At 39.0% G+C, this 18,077-nt stretch carries 20 protein-coding genes; 12 read left to right on the top strand and 8 right to left on the bottom strand.

The window, feature by feature from the left end; translation table 11 throughout:
• Window positions 1-2,484, top strand: a complete 2,484-nt coding sequence (locus tag ACA100_RS07760) for a peptidoglycan-binding domain-containing protein (protein WP_481077135.1) — start codon at window positions 1-3, stop codon at window positions 2,482-2,484.
• 85 nt (window positions 2,485-2,569) lie between these two features.
• On the opposite strand, the gene exaC is transcribed toward ACA100_RS07760, so the two are convergent.
• Complete coding sequence (gene exaC, locus ACA100_RS07765) at window positions 2,570-4,090, bottom strand: acetaldehyde dehydrogenase ExaC (RefSeq protein ID WP_481077136.1); 1,521 nt, start codon at window positions 4,088-4,090, stop codon at window positions 2,570-2,572.
• A gap of 208 nt (window positions 4,091-4,298) precedes the next feature.
• On the opposite strand from exaC, the gene ACA100_RS07770 reads away from it, so the two are divergent.
• The 7 genes from ACA100_RS07770 to ACA100_RS07800 all read left to right on the top strand — a co-directional run bounded on the left by ACA100_RS07770 (window position 4,299) and on the right by ACA100_RS07800 (window position 8,392).
• A complete protein-coding gene (locus ACA100_RS07770; protein WP_481077137.1) occupies window positions 4,299-4,535 on the top strand; it encodes an FAD assembly factor SdhE in 237 nt (78 codons plus the stop codon).
• 166 nt (window positions 4,536-4,701) lie between these two features.
• Complete coding sequence (gene prmA / locus ACA100_RS07775; RefSeq protein WP_481077138.1) at window positions 4,702-5,595, top strand: 50S ribosomal protein L11 methyltransferase; 894 nt, start codon at window positions 4,702-4,704, stop codon at window positions 5,593-5,595.
• On the top strand, window positions 5,592-6,551 hold the full coding sequence (dusB, locus tag ACA100_RS07780; RefSeq protein ID WP_481077139.1) for a tRNA dihydrouridine synthase DusB: 960 nt from the start codon (window positions 5,592-5,594) through the stop codon (window positions 6,549-6,551). The genes prmA and dusB overlap by 4 nt, the downstream gene beginning before the upstream one ends.
• Window positions 6,552-6,573: 22 nt before the next feature.
• The gene (locus ACA100_RS07785) at window positions 6,574-6,843 is read left to right on the top strand and encodes a helix-turn-helix domain-containing protein (RefSeq protein ID WP_008315064.1); all 270 of its coding nucleotides are present in this window, start codon (window positions 6,574-6,576) and stop codon (window positions 6,841-6,843) included.
• Between the two features lie 21 nt (window positions 6,844-6,864).
• On the top strand, window positions 6,865-7,512 hold the full coding sequence (gene can, locus ACA100_RS07790) for a carbonate dehydratase (protein WP_481077140.1): 648 nt from the start codon (window positions 6,865-6,867) through the stop codon (window positions 7,510-7,512).
• A gap of 25 nt (window positions 7,513-7,537) precedes the next feature.
• Window positions 7,538-8,101, top strand: a complete 564-nt coding sequence (efpL, locus tag ACA100_RS07795) for an elongation factor P-like protein EfpL (RefSeq protein WP_481077141.1) — start codon at window positions 7,538-7,540, stop codon at window positions 8,099-8,101.
• A gap of 111 nt (window positions 8,102-8,212) precedes the next feature.
• A complete protein-coding gene (locus tag ACA100_RS07800; protein WP_481077142.1) occupies window positions 8,213-8,392 on the top strand; it encodes a hypothetical protein in 180 nt (59 codons plus the stop codon).
• 1 nt (window position 8,393) lies between these two features.
• Here ACA100_RS07800 and ACA100_RS07805 read toward each other — a convergent pair whose 3' ends face one another.
• From ACA100_RS07805 to dapB, 5 genes are all read right to left on the bottom strand, one after another.
• The gene (locus ACA100_RS07805; protein ID WP_481077143.1) at window positions 8,394-8,696 is read right to left on the bottom strand and encodes a putative quinol monooxygenase; all 303 of its coding nucleotides are present in this window, start codon (window positions 8,694-8,696) and stop codon (window positions 8,394-8,396) included.
• 167 nt (window positions 8,697-8,863) lie between these two features.
• A complete protein-coding gene (locus ACA100_RS07810; RefSeq protein WP_481077144.1) occupies window positions 8,864-9,181 on the bottom strand; it encodes a hypothetical protein in 318 nt (105 codons plus the stop codon).
• 154 nt (window positions 9,182-9,335) lie between these two features.
• On the bottom strand, window positions 9,336-9,869 hold the full coding sequence (locus tag ACA100_RS07815; RefSeq protein ID WP_481077145.1) for a pilin: 534 nt from the start codon (window positions 9,867-9,869) through the stop codon (window positions 9,336-9,338).
• 174 nt (window positions 9,870-10,043) lie between these two features.
• Complete coding sequence (locus ACA100_RS07820; protein WP_481077146.1) at window positions 10,044-11,573, bottom strand: B12-binding domain-containing radical SAM protein; 1,530 nt, start codon at window positions 11,571-11,573, stop codon at window positions 10,044-10,046.
• 5 nt (window positions 11,574-11,578) lie between these two features.
• Window positions 11,579-12,379, bottom strand: a complete 801-nt coding sequence (gene dapB / locus ACA100_RS07825) for a 4-hydroxy-tetrahydrodipicolinate reductase (protein ID WP_481077147.1) — start codon at window positions 12,377-12,379, stop codon at window positions 11,579-11,581.
• Window positions 12,380-12,576: 197 nt separating this feature from the next.
• Between dapB and ACA100_RS07830 the strand changes: the two genes are divergently transcribed.
• The 4 genes from ACA100_RS07830 to purU all read left to right on the top strand — a co-directional run bounded on the left by ACA100_RS07830 (window position 12,577) and on the right by purU (window position 15,444).
• Entirely contained in the window at window positions 12,577-13,302 is a 726-nt protein-coding gene (locus tag ACA100_RS07830; protein ID WP_481077148.1) for an energy transducer TonB, read from the top strand.
• A 22-nt stretch (window positions 13,303-13,324) separates the two neighbouring features.
• Window positions 13,325-14,005, top strand: coding sequence for a MotA/TolQ/ExbB proton channel family protein (locus tag ACA100_RS07835; RefSeq protein WP_481077149.1), 681 nt, complete (start codon window positions 13,325-13,327; stop codon window positions 14,003-14,005).
• A gap of 9 nt (window positions 14,006-14,014) precedes the next feature.
• Window positions 14,015-14,440, top strand: a complete 426-nt coding sequence (locus ACA100_RS07840; RefSeq protein WP_481077150.1) for an ExbD/TolR family protein — start codon at window positions 14,015-14,017, stop codon at window positions 14,438-14,440.
• 155 nt (window positions 14,441-14,595) lie between these two features.
• Window positions 14,596-15,444, top strand: coding sequence for a formyltetrahydrofolate deformylase (gene purU, locus ACA100_RS07845; protein WP_481077151.1), 849 nt, complete (start codon window positions 14,596-14,598; stop codon window positions 15,442-15,444).
• Window positions 15,445-15,584: 140 nt separating this feature from the next.
• On the opposite strand, the gene ACA100_RS07850 is transcribed toward purU, so the two are convergent.
• Window positions 15,585-16,595 (bottom strand): cytochrome d ubiquinol oxidase subunit II, encoded by a 1,011-nt coding sequence (locus ACA100_RS07850; RefSeq protein WP_481077152.1) that lies wholly within the window; start codon window positions 16,593-16,595, stop codon window positions 15,585-15,587.
• Window positions 16,596-16,597: 2 nt separating this feature from the next.
• A complete protein-coding gene (locus ACA100_RS07855) occupies window positions 16,598-17,923 on the bottom strand; it encodes a cytochrome ubiquinol oxidase subunit I (protein WP_481077153.1) in 1,326 nt (441 codons plus the stop codon).
• Between the last annotated feature and the right edge of the window lie 154 nt (window positions 17,924-18,077).

Here is an 18,077-nt window from a genome sequence, read left to right on the forward strand (position 1 = left end):
ATGAATAAATACCTTAAATATGGTTGGCTGGCGGTAGTGGTTATTATCCCAGTTTTCCTGAATTTTTCTAAGACAGAGCAAGACATTTTTACAGTGGTTTCATCGTCTGCTTTAGAAGGGGTGAAAGAGGAGATTGAAAAATCTCCTAAATTGCTCAATACAGAAGATAAACATGGTTTTACAATGTATGACTATGCAGTTTTGAACAATGATTCAGATGTTCAACGCTGGATGGTGACACAGAATGTATCATCTGGTGTATCGCCTCAGATGATTGAACGCATTCGTTTATGGTTTTTGTTATTGGACATTCCCGTTAATTCAAAGAATTTCAACTTACAAGGTGTTTATGATAAAGGCTTAGAAGAAGCCATTTTAAAATATCAAACAACGCGTGGTTTGAATCCGCAAAAGCAGATCACGCCAGATTGGTACGCTGATTTAGAAGAGGATGGGGTTCGTTATCTGCAAGAATTATTGTTTGATGCTAATTCTCCTAAAATTACAGGCGTTTGGAGTGATGAATCCGCCATAGCTTTAAAAGATTTCCAAGAATCGGAAGGTTTGCCTGCAACAGGGCATTTATCTCTTGCTGATATTGTGGCTTTGAAACAAGCTTATGCAAATACAATCGCTCAGCGTAATGTTGTGAAAAAGCCCACTGAGATTAAGCGCGTTGAAGATATGGAAGTTGTGAGTATTCCTGTAACAGCATCGGAAGCTCCTAAAGAAACACCTAAAGTTATCAAAGTTGAACCCAAAGATATCTCAACCGAAGTGGATAAATCAGCAGAAACAGTAGAAGTTATCAAAAAAACTGAATTGGTGGTGGCAACTGAGCCAATGACAGCGGGTTTTTTGATTGACAGTAATGCATCCGCAGGTAAACTGTTAAATCTACAAGTTTGGTTGACGGTTGCTGGATTCCCCGCAGGTACTTTAGATGGGCAAATGGGGCCAGCGACTCGCCAAGCCATTAAGGACTTTGAAACATCTATCGGTGTCAAGCCAACAGGTATTATGAGTGCTAAATGGGAAGGACCATTAGAGAAAATTATTTGGAAAAAAGTTCAAGAGAAGCTGAAGCAATTAGGGCTTTATGATCAGCAGATTGATGGTATTCCAGGCGCTGGTACCGTAGATGCGTTGAAATCATATGAAGAAAGTTCAGGGCTGAAGCCACAGGGACAATTGTTGCCTGAGACATTAAGTACGTTGTTCAATGAAGGGCAAATGCTGAATGATGGCTCAATGGATGATATCGCCACTACAGAAATAGATCATTCAGAGGAAGATGGCATCATTGAGGAAGAGAGTGAGGATGAATCAGGTACTGGTGCGGCTGTGACGGAAACAACAGATGTGACAGCGACAGAAGAGGTTACAGGTGTTTCTAGTTTTAATCCTCAGGGTATTGAGGATTCTGTACAGTTGCAATTAATGTTGGCAATTTTGGGCGGTTTCCATGGTGAAGTGGATGGTCAGCCAAGTGAAGAATTAACAGAAGCGATTAAAACCTTCCAATCTAATAATGACTTAGGCGTAGATGGTAAAGCAGGTCGCCAAACAATGGCTAAGTTAAATGCTCAGGCCATTACAAAGATCCAGAGATATTTTAATGAAAAAGGATTATTAGAGGATGCACCAACAGGCACATTAGGGCCGAAAACTCGTCGCATTATTATGAATCTTCGTAAAGATCATAAATTGCCCGATACAGATCCACATCAATTAGATATTGGCATTTTATTGATTGTGTTAGGTGATATGAATAATCAGGACTATGTGAAAACATATTTAGAGATCCTTGAACAACAGAGAATTTTGAAAGAAAAAACACAAAGTGCTCAAGAATATTTGACAGCATTAGGTTTCTTTAATGGCAAAATTGATGGTTTGCAAGGGAAGGCAACTAATGAAGCTATTGAAAACTTTAAGAAAAAAACTAAGTTGAAAGTGAATGAAGAATTGACAGATGATCTTTTCAAGGCCTTTAAGAAAGAGACCGTTCGACATATTCAAAGTGAGTTGACGAAATTGGGTTATAAGCTTAAAGCTGATGGTTTGATGGGGCCAACGACTAAAAAAACTATTGAAACATTCCAAAAGCGTTACAGTCATAAAGTGACAGGTGAGCCTGATTTGGAGACATTGCATCAGATCAATGCAAGGATCGCTGCAAATAGCCGACGCGCACCAAGTGGTAGTGATACAGCTTCAAGTGTTGCTAATAATCAGCCTGTTCGTGGTGTGATGCCAAAAATGGGTGCGAAGGGTGCACAAGGTGAAACTGTATTGACCGCGCCACCTAAGGCGATTGTAGGGCGTATGAGCATGATCTACAATAGTAAAGGTGCATTGGCTGGCTGTAAGGTGAATAATATCAGTATTTCTGCGGCAATGTGTGGCAGTGCAAAGAATAACCAGCAATGTCGTATTGTTTATCGTAAAGGCCGTGTTTTATCTGTGTCTTGTCGTAGATAAGATGTTTGTAGTGTATAAAGAAAGCCTGATTCAATATTGAATCAGGCTTTTTAGTATCAGCAAAACTATTTAAATTTGTTAGCTATTAGAAAAATCCCATCGGTTGTTCTGAATAACTCACTAACAGATTTTTGGTTTGTTGATAATGATTCAGGATCATTTTGTGAGTTTCTCGGCCAAAGCCTGACATTTTATAGCCACCAAATGCAGCATGTGCAGGATATTGGTGATAGCAGTTTGTCCAAACTCGACCAGCTTGGATTCCGCGTCCCATTCTGTACGCGATATTACCATTACGGCTCCAAACACCTGAGCCTAAACCATAAATTGTATCATTAGCGATTGCTAAGGCTTCTTCTTCATCTTTAAAGGTTGTGACAGCTAATACAGGGCCGAAAATTTCTTCTTGGAAAATACGCATATCATTCGTGCCTTTAAATACAGTTGGTTCAATGTAGAAGCCTTCTGATAAATCATCGCCGAGATCTGCGCGATGACCACCTGTTAAAAGTTCTGCGCCTTCATCTTTACCAATTTGAATGTAGTTCATAATGGTATTGACTTGTTGCATGGAAACTTGTGCACCCATCATCGTTGTACGATCCATCGGGTTACCTTGTTGAATGGCTTTGACACGCTGGATCGCTTTTTCGATAAATGCATCATAGATGGATTCTTGGATTAATACTCGACTTGGGCAAGTGCAAATTTCCCCTTGGTTTAAAGCGAACATTGCAAAGCCTTCTAAAGCTTTATCTAAATAGCCATCATCTTTAGCCATAACATCTTCAAAGAAGATATTTGGGGATTTACCGCCCAATTCTAATGTGACAGGGATGACATTTTCAGCAGCGCAACGCATGATGGTTTGCCCAACTTCTGTTGAGCCTGTAAAGCCAACTTTGGCAATGCGTGGTGATTTTGCTAAATGTTCACCAATGACAGCACCAGAACCATTGACTATATTGAGTGTTCCAGGGGGTAAAATGTCTTGAATTAATTCAGCAAATACGAGAATAGAGATGGGCGTAAATTTTGCAGGTTTAAGTACAATACTGTTACCTGCGGCGAGTGCAGGTGCTATCTTCCAGCAGGCCATTAAGATCGGAAAGTTCCAAGGAATGATCTGCCCAACAACGCCGATGGGCTCATGGAAATGATAAGCAACGGTATTTTCATCGATTTGGCTTAAAGCACCTTCTTGTGCGCGGATACAGCCTGCAAAATATCTGAAATGGTCAATGGCTAAAGGGATGTCTGCTGCGAGTGTTTCACGGATGGCTTTGCCATTATCCCATGTTTCAACAGAGGCTAATAACTCTAGATTCGCTTCTAAACGATCTGCTACTCGATTAAGGATAGAAGCACGCTCTGCTGGAGATGTTTTGCCCCAAGTTTTTTGGGCATGATGTGCTGCATCTAAGGCAGCTTCTACGTCTTCTACGGATGATGATGCGACTTCGCAAATTGCTTTTCCTGTTAATGGGGTGATATTTTCAAAGTAGTCGCCTTTGACAGGAGGAACCCATTGACCACCAATAAAATTTTCATATCTTTTCTTGAGTTGAACAGGAAAACCATAAGTTGCGGGTGAAATTGTTGTCATACATACTCCTCATTTAAAATAGTGAGAAACCGATAAACTACAAATACATTACAATAAGGTAATGCGGATTCATTCTATTACAAAATTTAATAGTTTTCGTTCATTATTCGAAATATTTTTTATTTGAAATAAATTACCATCCGAATGATGAGGCAGTTCAAATAGAACCATGCTAGAATACTCGCCCCTGTTTTGATAAGGATTAGTTATGGATCAGTTACCTAAGATTAGATGGCGTGCGCGCAGAGGCATGCGTGAAATGGACCGTTTGTTTGATCAATATTTAGATAACCATTACCCAACTGCACCCGCAGAGGAAAAAGCACTACTTGTAGAGCTTTTAGAGATGCAAGATCCTGAACTATTTGACCTTCTATTGCTAAGAGTGCCAGCGAAATCTGATGCACAAGAACAGCTCATCAGAAAATTAAATCCTAATTTGTAAAAATTTTTTAAGAAAAAAATTTCCTTTGAAATTATATTTTAAATAGGATTTTTTGCGCAATTTATATACAATACTTATTCGTTATTGTGAGGAGCCTTCTTGACTTCTGTAAAAATTTCGATAGTATTCATTGCCCTTTTATTAGACACTTTTCAGGAGTTACATCGTGAAGGAATGGTTTGAGCTTACTCTAAAATCTGGTCAATATTCACCAGATGAAATAGATAAAGCGCTATTAACTGCAGGCGCGATTGCTGTAACGTACAGCGATGCCGAAGATCACCCAGTATTAGAACCATTGCCAGGTGAAACGCCATTGTGGCCAGAAACATTAGTGACAGGGTTATTTGAAACACCTTGTGATGAGAAAGAGATTTTCTCGTGTGTGGCGAGTGTTTTATCAACAGAAATCAATGCGTTGCCAGTTGTAAAAGAAAATCATTTACAAAATACTGATTGGGAACGCTCATGGATGGATCATTACCATGCTATGAAATTTGGTGAAAATCTTTGGATTTGCCCAACGCATTTATCACCACCAGAACCAGAATGTGCAACTGTGATGTTAGATCCAGGTTTGGCATTTGGTACAGGCACGCATCCTTCCACTGCATTATGTTTGACATGGTTATCTAACCATAAAGCTCAAGTGGCTAATCATACAACCATCGATTATGGTTGTGGTTCAGGTGTTTTAGGGATTGCAGCGCGTGTTTTGGGTGCGGCAAGTTGTGATGCAACGGATATTGATCCTCAAGCAATTAAAGCAACCCATGAAAATGCTGAACGCAATAACGTGACAATCGACTGCGTTTTATCTAATGAATTTGTCGCTGAACCTGTGGATTTGGTGATGGCAAATATCTTGGCTTTGCCTTTGACGGCTTTGGCAGAGAAATTAGCATCATTAGCAAAGCCTAATGCGAACATTATCTTGGCGGGAATTTTGATCTCTGATATCGATATGATTAAAGAAGCATATTCTCCTTGGTTTGATTTTGTAGAGCCTTTCAATACAATTGATGGTTGGGCTTTAGTGCATGGAATTAAACGTGCATGAAAATAGGCGGGCTTTCTCTCAATAATCCATTCATTATGGCACCAATGGCAGGCATTACTGACTTGCCATTTCGCAAGTTATGCCGTGCTCAGGGCGCTGGTTTAGCGGTGTCTGAGATGGTGAATGCGCAAGAAAACTTGTGGGACACAGATAAAAGTAAAAATCGTGTTGTCTTAGATGGCGAGCAAGGCCCGATTTCTATTCAAATTTTAGGGACAGAGCCAGAAGATATGGCGAATGCTGCACGTTATAACGTGAGTTTAGGTGCAGATATCATTGATATTAATATGGGTTGTCCTGCAAAAAAAGTGTGTAAAAAAGCTGCAGGATCTGCATTGATGCGTGATGAAGCATTGGTTAAAGATATTTTAACCGCCGTTGTGAGCGCTGTGGATGTGCCTGTCACATTAAAAATTCGTACAGGTTGGGATCATGAGAATAAAAATGCTTTAAACATTGCCAAAATTGCAGAAAAAGTTGGCATTCAAGCATTAACAATTCATGGCCGAACACGTCAGGATGGTTTTTCAGGTGAAGCTGAATATGAAACCATTCGTGACATTAAATCTCAAATTTCTATCCCTGTGATTGCCAATGGTGATATTACAAGCGTTGAAAAAGCACGCCATGTATTGGAAGTCACCCAAGCGGACGGCTTAATGATAGGTCGTGGCGCTTTTGGTAATCCATGGATTTTCCGCTCCTTAGTGGAAGACACAGTATATCAACCATCGACAGATGAAATTTTTGAGGTGATGACAACTCACCTTGATGGTTTATATAAGCTTTATGGTGACGAGAAAGGCGTTCGAGTCGCACGTAAACATCTATTATGGTATTCATCTTGGTTTGACAATGGGAAAGATTGGCGAACCACATTAATGGCTGCGCGGAGCAGGGATGAACAACACCATATTTTGACATCGTTAATTAACAATCAACCGATTGTTGCGTAATTTATTTTAGGAGTAACAAAGAATGATCGCACAACGCAGAATCAAAAGTCATATCCCATTGCGTGAATCTGTAAAAACCGCATTGAATGAGATTTCTCTGCAATTAGATGGAAAATATCCACCTAACTTATATCGTTTAGTATTATCGGAAGTTGAGCGCCCATTATTTGAAAAAGTGTTAGAGTACACAAATGGTAACCAGTCTAAAGCATCTGAAATTTTAGGCATTACGCGTTCAACTTTGAAAAAGAAATTGGATTATTATGACATCGATGCGAAATCGATCGGCTAAACATCCATAAGGACTCATAAGATGGCATTTGAAAAGATCATTGAAAAGAATAGAGCTTGGGCTGCTAAAGTTAAAGAAGAATCACCAGGATTTTTTGAATCTTTAGTGGATCAACAATCACCAGAGTATTTATGGATTGGTTGTTCCGATTCTCGTGTACCTGCTAACCAAATTGCGGGCATTGCACCAGGTGAAGTTTTTGTGCATCGTAACATTGCGAATGTTGTTGTGCACAGTGATTTTAACTGTTTATCAGTGATTCAATTTGCCATCGATATCCTTAAAGTGAAACATGTATTAGTGGTTGGTCATTATGGCTGTTCTGGCGTAAAAGCTGCATTGGAAGGCAAACGCGTTGGTTTAGCGGACAACTGGCTTTTGCATGTTCGCAATGTGTATGAAGAGCACTCTTTATATTTATGTGAAGATGTGACTTCTCGTCATGATCGTTTATGTGAGTTAAATGCCATTGAACAGGCTTATAATATTACGCAAACGACCATCGTACAGGATGCTTGGGAGCGCGGACAGCGCTTTACGGTTCATGGTTGTATTTATGGTTTAGCTGATGGTCATTTGAATGATCTCAATTTCCATGTCAGCCGCCCTGACCAAGTAGAAGAAGCATATCAACATGCAACTACGTTGATTCATGCGAAATGTCGTTAAGAATTTGTTAAATAAGGAATGATGTATGAAAGCAAATGAGGTAAAAAAACATACGGTTTTGGCTCATAATGGGCTTTATTATGTGGTTCGCGAGGTGGAGAAATCAGCTCCGACAGCGCGTGGTGGTAATACAACTTACCGCATTCAGATGTTTTCTATTCCTGATGGACACAAAGTCGATTTATCTTTGCGAGCAGATGATGATCTAGAATCTGTTGATTTAAGTAAGCGCGAAGCAACTTTCTCATACATGGATGGTGAAGATTATGTATTCATGGATGTGGAAGATTACACACAGTATATTTTGTCTGCAAAAATTGTGTCTGATATTAAAGGTTATATCGTCGAAGGCGTAGAAGGTTATTATGTTTCTTTGATTGATGAAAATCCTATCGCATTAGCACCACCACAAAGCATTGTGTTGGAAATTGTTGATACAGCGCCTGAATTAAAAGGTGGCAGTGCAACAAAACGCACGAAGCCAGCACGCATGTCTACAGGTATTGATGTTCAAGTACCTGATTACATCGAAAATGGTACTAAAATTCGTGTGAATACAGAAACAGGTGAATTCATGGGTAGAGAATAATTTCTCCCCCAAATTAGTTTAAAAAGGCTGAAATATATCAGCCTTTTTTATTGTATCGTGAATTGTTATAGTGCTGTTTTAGCATGAATTGATCGTCAAAGAGGGAAATCAATGAGATATTTAGTCATCGCCGTTATTGCATTGAGTTTATCGGCTTGTTCTGTGACAGCGCAGCCACCAAAGCGAGTCACTATTGATTCTGATGGTACTGTCACAATAGATAATAGTCATAAAAATAATGGTGCTTATCGCCATTGTCCACCAGGACAAGCTAAGAAAGGCAATTGCTGATTTAAATAGTGATCTGTGTAATGTCATCGCTATGGATGAAAGTTACATGAAAAATGCCATCAACAATGCATTCTTTCATTTGAGGCACATATGTTTTTACATGTTCTTGCTCTAAATGGATATCCAATAGTTGCTGATTTTCCCAAATTTCTATTGTGATGAATGTATCGCCATCAATGAATGATTCATAACGCTGGCAGCCTTCTTCATTGGCTGCATATTCGTGTTGTAGGATGTTGGCAATGTTACGAAGAGTTTCAATTCGTTCTGGTAAAATAGCTGCTTTAACAATGGCTGTGATCATATATTATCTCGTGCAATTAAAAAATATATTGTAAACACAGTGATGACATTCAGAAAATAGCCAATGATAGGACGGCTTGTTATATATTTGGAACGCTGTCATATATCAATAATTAAAGGCTGAATGATCAGCCTTTTATATTTGTGGATTGAATGATCTGTAATCATTTATTCCAATTCAAAGAATTCAGCGACAGCATCGATGATGACATGTTGTAGTTCTCTAGCATATTGCAAATCAAAATCTGTATCGTCATCTTCATTTTGCATGTTGATATTATTATCATCGCAAAACTTTTGTAATACATCATTCTCTTCGAGAACCACCATCAAAACATCTTCTTTGGTGTGAATATCACTGTCCCAATCATCTCTAAAAAGCCCATGAAGTTGCTGGCTTAATTTGATTGCAAATTCTTGAGCAAGCTCGTTGTTGTCTGAAGCAAAATCATCGATCTCAGTTTGTGCATTTTCTAGATAGTTCATTTGGTATCTCTATGTCGTTAGTGTGCTGAATTATATCATAAGTAAGTGAAAGTATTAGTTATAATATAAATAACGAGCCTAATTACAGTATGATTTATCATGATGGCATTGTAATCATTCGGATAAAAAGATAATTGTTAAAAACATTTTATATTTAAGGTTCCATCTGTTTTCTGCAATTAGCAGGTACCCATCTGTGTAATAGAGCATCACCAGTAAACCAACATGTCCATTCTATGGAGCCTTCATTGCTTTGAGATTGGGGGCCAAAGCTTTTTGGGTACATGGACAAAAAATTGTTGCCATTATATCCAGGGTTATTTGTAGGGAAGGTATCAGCATTGGGTACAACTTTCTTATTGTAAAAAATTAATATAGATGAAATAGTTGTATTTTCTTGTGTATTCTCATTGGTTATAGCCAAAGGTGATAACCAAATAGAATGGGTAGCTTGTCCTGAAATTTGATCGCCATTTGGTAGGCCTGCATCAGCATTTCTCATAGGCCAGGTTCCTGTTGTAGCAAAAGTTTCCATGGCAGATAATTTGACTGAAGAGGCTAATGCTAAGCCTTCTGATACATATGTTCTTTTGGTATAGTCTTGATAGGAGGGAAGAGCAATCATGGATAAAATTCCAATAATCGCAACGACGATCATAAGCTCAATTAATGTAAATCCGCGCTTCATGGCAACTCCTTATAATATTGTTAGTTATTGTTAATTGTTCTTACATATATTAACTATGTATATTATAAAAATCCATCAATGATTTATATTTTTTGTTTTCTTTATACAAAACATAACCTTACTATAAGTATAATAAGGTTATTAGTTTTGTGTATTTAAATTTTTTATATAATATTACAAATGTTGCTGTTGGCGTTTTGGTGTGGCGGTTTTAGGGATACGGTTTTTAAAGCGATCCTCAAAGCCTTCGGGTTTATCGCCCAAATATCTCGGCCAGCCTTGTAAGCCGATGCGCAAGAAATCTTGCCCCATCAATTCACGGACTTCTTCCAATGGTAATTGTTTGATTTCTGTTAAATACACATAAACTTCGGCAAAGAGCTTATCCAATGGAATACTGTGTGTGCGCTTAAACTTGCTCACCATGTATTCTGAAATTTCCCATAAAGTTTCAAAGGCTTTTTCATTGAATAACAGTGGCAATGTTTGGCTAAAGCGCCCTGAGTTTGCAATTAAATCCCAGAATTTAGCAGCATGTTTCATCTGATTCATGGTTGCGAAATCCATATCCTTATTTTCATAAACGCTATAAGGCGCTTCAGGACTGTATTTGAAATCAAACTCTTGAGTATGACGCGCGATTGGTGTGCCTTTTAAACGTTTTAAGATTCCCAATTGGATTTCTTGCGGTTCCCACGACCAAAGCTCATTGAAGCCATCTGCAAATTTTTCTAAATCTTCCGCTGGCAAACCTGCAATTAAATCCACATGTAGATGCACGGTTGTGTGTTTAGATAACCAAGAGATATTCTCTTTAGCTTTCACGAGATTCGTTTTACGTGAAATGAGCTTTTGCGTTTCAGGGTTCAATGTTTGAATCCCGATCTCAAATTGTAAGCTACCTTCAGGGAATTTTAAGATCAGATCTTTAATTTCATCAGGTAAGAAATCTGGCACTAATTCAAAATGCAAGAAGAGTGATTCTTCAGGATTTTTCGCCAATTTACCCAAGAAGAAATTCAAAATACTGACAGTGAATTCACGCTTTAAGTTAAAGGTACGATCAATGAACTTAAATTGACGCAAGCCGCGCTCGTATAAGCGATCCATTGCAGCAAGGAATTCATCCAATGGGAATGTCCAAGCTGTTTTATCCAAGCTCGATAAACAGAATTCACATTTAAAAGGGCAACCGCGAGAAGCCTCTACATAAACTGTACGATGCTGAATATCAAAATCCGTGTAATAATCATACGGCATTTTGATGTGTTCAAGCTTTGGCTGTAAACCAGTGATGACTTTGTTTTCAGGTGCATTGCCTGCCAAAATATCACGGCATAATTCATAAGCACTGATATCGCCCCAGCCTGTGATTAAATAGTCAGCAGCATTAAAAATGACAGTATCTTGATACTCATGAGAAACCTCTGGCCCGCCAATCACAACGATGAGTTCAGGCATTAATGCTTTGATTTCACGTACAAGCTTTGTGGTTTCATTGATGTTCCAAATATAAACGCCCAACAATAGAATTTTTGGATTTTTCTCATGAATCGTTGTGAGAATGTCATCTGTATCTTGTTGAATGGTAAATTCACAGATTTCAGCTTGTGATTGAATCTCTTCCATATTGGCATATAGATAGCGAGTTGCTAAAGATGCATGAGAAAAGCGGGCGTTTAAAGTACTGATTAAAATATTCATTGCAGTTACATCACCAATGTATCTTGCATTGAATACAAGCCATCAGGTTTAGCATGTAACCAACGAGCAGCATAAACTGCGCCATCCGCAAATAAAGTACGATCTTTCGCTTTATGTGTGATTTCGATCTGCTCTTTCAATGTTGCAAAAATTACAGTGTGATCACCCACAACGCTGCCACCGCGCAATGTTGCAAAGCCGATTTCACCAGCACCACGTTCACGATCCATATCATGTCGATCATAAACAGCGACTTTATCAAAGTCTTCATTCATGGCTTTGGCAACCACTTTACCCATTTGTAATGCAGTGCCAGAAGGCGCATCTTTCTTGAATCTATGATGCATTTCTAATACTTCGATATCTGCTTGTTTGCCCAAAACTTTGGATGCTTGTTCAAGCAGTGCATAAACCAAATTCACACCCAAGCTCATATTTGGTGCTTGTAGGATTGCTGTCTCTTTTGCGTATTCCTGTAATTGTGCCAAATCATCATTGGATAAACCTGTTGTACCGATCACAACTGGGATTTTAGCTTTGGCAATTGTGCTGATATTGTGCATGGTTGCTTCTGGTAATGTGAAGTCAATGTAAACATCCACATTGTTTGTTGTCGTAGCCACATCATCCGTTAATGAAATATTCAAAGGTGCACTGCGTAATAAATCGCCAGCATCTTTGCCGATATTGTCGCTGCCTTTATGGGTAATGGCTGCGCCTAAAGTTAAGTCATTAGCTTCTGCCACTAATTGCAGAATGCTCATGCCCATTCTGCCTTCGACACCGATAATACCAATCCGAATCATAATATCAACCTCTCAAATAAAATGCTTTCATTATAGCGATAAAGCAGGGAAAAGTATTGCTTATTAGTCGAGAAATTGTCCCGATAACTTAAAGGAAATTAATGGGACTGATCAAAATATTTCATGATTATATTTGACAAAGCAATATTAAATGATAATAATTCTCATACGTTAATTAATTCTTAATGATAATTGTTATGAACAATAAGCTTTTCAAAAAAAGTGCCATCGTCAATGTTATTTTAATTATATGCGTTGGCGCTTTGCACACAATGGCAGTCGCAGCGATGATTTATCAGGCGCCTGTTGCTCGCCAAGCAGATCCCACTGAAAATTCAATGAGCTTCAATGTGATGGAAATGGCTTTTTTGGGTGAAAGTGAAGAGAGCATTGTGGATGCAAAAGTTGAAATAGCAGAATCTTTGGCGTTTGAGCATCCTGTGATTGAAGAAGTTGTTGAGCAAGAGATTGTCGCGGTTCAATCTGTGGATCAGGCAGATGTTGTGATTCCAGAGAAAAAACAAGTGACTCAAAAAATTAAAGAAATTAAGCCAGTTAAAGAAGTTAAAGAAGTTAAAAAGGTTCAAAAAGTTGTTCAAAGTGAAAATGTGGCAAAACAAGCCGCAAAGCAACAAATGAAAGGTGGCAAGCCTTTAGTGTCATCTTCACAGATTAAGTTCATTAAAAATCCTGCACCTAAAAGACCGCGCATTGCCCACCGAAATCAATGGACAGGCAATAGTGTTGTAATTTTAGAGCTTGATCAACGCGGGATGCCAGTAAAAGTTGTATTAGAACGCTCTTCAGGTCATGATGTGTTAGATAAAGCTGCACTTGAAGCCGCACGTGGTGTTAAAATTCATCCATACATTGAACAAGGGCAAAAAATTGCCATTAGACATCGCATAGATTACGCATTTTAATACAAAGGTATAAGGAAAAATAATGGACGCAGGTAACATTGGTTTTATGCATTTTATTGCACAGTCAGATCTATTAAGTAAAACACTGCTGGCAATATTGGTTTTAATGTCGTTGATTTCATGGAGCATCATTGTGATCAAGTTTTTTGAAGGCATGATGAGACGACAAAAAGTATCACGCTTTTTTAAAGTTTTCAGACAAGCAAAAACAGTTGAGGATGTTTCCAAGGTTGCGGATCAAATATCAAATTTAGATTATTCCATGCTCACAAGAAAAGGTGTTGATGCGATTCATTTTTATAAAGAGAGCGGCGACATTCCATTGTTGGAATCCACATCGTTCACAGATTTTCTCACGGTAACATTAAGAACAGCGCTCGATGAAATTCAGATGACTAAGGAAAATGGCTTATCAGTGTTAGCAACAATCGCAGCAACAGCACCATTTGTTGGGCTATTTGGTACAGTTTGGGGTATTTATCATGCGCTCATTACCATCAGTGCTACAGGCGCTGGTACGATTGATAAAGTGGCTGGTCCTGTCGGTGAAGCATTGATTATGACGGGCATCGGTTTAGCTGTGGCGATTCCTGCTGTGATGGCGTACAACTGGTTAACACGCCGTAATAGAGTTGCACTTGGCCGTTTAGATACATTCGCATTTGAGCTCATAACTGTGCTCGGTGGCACGCAGAAACGATAGGAGATTCACATGGCATTAGGACGAATTAGAGAAGGTGCGCATACTGAAAATGCTGAAATCAATATGGTGCCTTTGATCGATGTAATGTTAGTGCTATTGGTGATTTTTATCATCACAGCGCCAATGGTGACACAGTCTGTGAATTTATCTTTACCAAAAACATCAGACATTGCAGTACCTGTTGAGCAACAACAAAAGCCACAGATCATAGAGATCACAAAAGATGGTGGGATTTTATTGAACAAAACATCTGTCACGATGGATAACTTGCATGAGGAATTGAATGCCATTAAGAGTCATTCAGCAGAGCAAGAGCCGATCATTCAATTGAATATTGATGAGAGTGTGCCATACGATACAGTTGCTAAAACATTAATTGAGATTAAAAGAGTCGGGCTTTCTAAAATAGGATTCACAACAACATTGAAAGAGTGACAAATCCCCTTAATTCTCAATTTTACAGCTCCCTGCACTTTGAAGATTCTTCGGAATCTTCCTTTTTTTTATTTATTTTTTGTATATCGATATAAATCTGATATTGTTCTAGATTATCAAATTTTTACGGTGTTTTAATTTTAAAGGAACAAGTCATGAACGCGTATCGTTTAACTATGTCATGCCCAGATGGTGTCGGAATCGTTGCAGGAATCAGTGGATTCATCGCAGAGCACGGCGGCTGGATTACAGAAGCTAATCACCATTCGGATTTCGGCAGCGGCTATTTCTTTATGCGCCATGAAATTCAGGCTCAATCTTTACCATTTGGCTTAGAAGAGTTTAAAGAGCGCTTTGCGCCGATTGCAGCACAATTCAATATGAAATGGAAAGTTTCAGATACTTCTGTTAAAAAACGTGTTGTATTAATGGCGAGTAAAGATTCACACTGTTTAGTGGATTTGTTATCACGCTGGCATACAGATGAATTGGATTGTGACATTGTGGGGGTGATCTCTAACCATGATGATTTAAGAAGCTTGGTTGAATGGTACAAAGTGCCATATTTTCACGTGCCAGTGAATCCTATGAGTAAAATGGAAAGTTTTGGTCAAGTCAATGGCTTAATTGAAGAATTAAAAGCAGATACAATCGTATTGGCACGCTATATGCAGATCATTCCACCAGATTTATGTGAGCGCTATAAGCACCAAATCATCAATATTCATCACAGCTTTTTACCATCATTTGTAGGCGCGCGCCCATATCACCAAGCAGCGCAACGCGGTGTTAAATTGATTGGTGCAACGTGCCATTATGTAACGCAAGATTTAGATGCTGGCCCAATCATCGAGCAAGATGTCACAAGAATTTCCCATGCCGATAATGTACAAGATATGATTCGCTTGGGCCGTGATATTGAGCGTGTTGTATTGGCGCGCGGTTTACGCCATCACATTGAAGATCGCGTATTGGTTCATGGTAATCATACAGTGGTGTTTTAAAGAAAGTTAGAATCATTGTAGTTGAATGAGAATCCTGCGGGTGAAATATCCGTGGGATTTTTTATTGTATGAATTTTATTGGCACAAAAAAATTCCCTGCCAAAGCAGGGAACTGATGAGTATTGAATAATGATCAGGAATTAATAACCTTCGTGATCATGGTGCTCAATTTTACCTCTGAAGATGCGATGTACATAGAATGTGTAGATCAAGATCAATGGTAATACTAAGCCAACGCCCCATAATGTAAATTCTAACGATGCAGGCGCGCTACTTGCTTCCCAAATTGTTAATTTACCAAGAATGATGTCAGGGAACATGCTGTAGCCAAAGCCGATGAATGAACACAATACAATCAATACTGCGCATAAGTATGGAACCCAATCGTGCTTGTAAGTTTCGTCTTTTGCAATTTTTGGTAGCATGATGAAGATGATTGCAGCCAATGCAACACATGCCAATGGCACTGGAGCCAAGTACAAGATGTTTGGCATTGTGAACCATTTGTCATAAACCGCTGAGTTAGTGAATGGCGTTGCGATGGAAACCAAGATGATTGCCAAGAATGCTAAGAAAATGCTGTTGCGGATTGCTTTGATCGCCATTTGACGGATGTGATCTTTCGCTTTAAAGATCAACCAAGCTGAACCTAATAATGCATAACCAAAACATACTGCGATGCCCGTTAGGATTGCAAAGCTCCAAGTCATCAAGTTTTGTTCTAATCCCATGACATATAAGCCGATCATCACACCTTGTGACATTGTTGCGATGTAAGAACCTACACAAAATAGTTTGTCCCACATGCCTTGGTGTTCTTGTTTTGCAGTATTACGGAAGTCAAATGCACAACCACGCAAAATTAAACCACCCAACATTGTTGCTGTTGGAATATAAAGAGTGACTAGAATGTCACCATAAGCTTGCGGGAAGGCAATGAATAAAACGCCAACGCCTAATACGATCCAAGTTTCATTCGCATCCCAGAATGGATCAATTGTTGCCACCATTGCATCACGATCAGCACGATCTTTGACGAATGGGAACAATAAGCCCACGCCAAGATCATAACCATCGAAGATGATGTAAAAGAATACGGCAACTGCCATTAACACAGCAAAGATGATGGGTAAGAGTGTTACTGCATCCATGATTATGCTCCTTTTGCCGCTGCAATGTTGTTTTTGATTGTTTTATTGGTCATGTAGAACAATACTGATAAGTAGCTCACCAATAAGAACGCATATAAGATGATATACATGGTTAATGAAGTGATCATCACTGTTGGGCCGTGCGGCGCAACTGCATCAGATGTTTTCAATAAGCCGTAAACGATCCAAGGTTGACGACCGATTTCAGTGACATACCAGCCAGCAACTACAGCGATCCAGCCTGAGAATGTCATACCGAAAAGTAGTTTATGCATCCATGGAGAAAGCTCTTTTTTACGCCATAATTGGTAAACGCCCACCCAAGATGCAAATAACATCAAGAAGCCGATACCAACCATTACGCGGAAGCTAAAGAATACTGGTGCAACAGGTGGATGAACATCAAATTCATTCAAACCTTTAATTTCACCATCCCAACTGTGAGTCAAGATTAAACTACCTAAATGTGGGATTGCGATTGGAAAGTCATTGGAGCGCGTTTCATTGTTTGGAATTGCAAATAGCGTTAAAGCTGCTGGTTGCTCTGTTTCCCAAATTGCTTCGATTGCAGCCAATTTATCAGGTTGATGTTTAAGTACCAATAAACCAGAAGCATCACCAATGAAGATTTGTACAGGGATTAAAATCGCAGCCACGATAACGCCAACATTCATAGCACTTTTCGTTGCTTTAGAGTTATCACCTTTCATCACTTTATATGCAGAAATACCTGCAACGATGAATGCTGCTGTTAAACCTGATGCCAATAGCATGTGAGCTAAACGAGTGACAAAGCTTGGGTTGAAGATCACTTCCCACCAACTTGTTACGTGAGCTTGTCCATCGATCATCTCAAAACCTGCTGGGGTTTGCATCCATGAGTTCAATGCAATGATCCAGAAAGCGGAGAAAGTTGTTCCGATCGCCACAAGTGCTGTTGAAATATTGTGAACACGCTGTGATACACGTTTTTGACCAAATAGCATAACGCCCAAGAATGTTGCTTCTAAGAAGAATGCAGTCAATACTTCATAGCCTAATAATGGGCCTGCGATATTACCGACGGTTTCCATGAATCCTGGCCAGTTTGTACCGAACTGGAAGCTCATAGTCACGCCCGTTACAACGCCGATCGCAAAGCTTAATGCAAAGATTTTAACCCAGAAGTTATATGCATTTAACCAAGATTGATCTTGCGTTTTTTGATAACGTAGTTTAAAAAATAGAAGGATCCAAGCGAGTGCGATATTGATGCTTGGGAAGATGATATGGAATGTAATATTAATGGCGAATTGTATCCGCGCCATGACTATTGGATCGAGTTCCATGATTGATGTGCCTTTTTATTGAGGTAAAATGGGGAACTCATTATAAAAGATTTTTTATAAATATTAAGGTAAGAAAAAGCACAAAAACAACAACTTATTGATTTTTATAGAAATTTAAATTTAAAAGATGACGATTTGTAATTAAAATGAAGGT

Source organism: Wohlfahrtiimonas sp. XWW7, assembly GCF_056716055.1.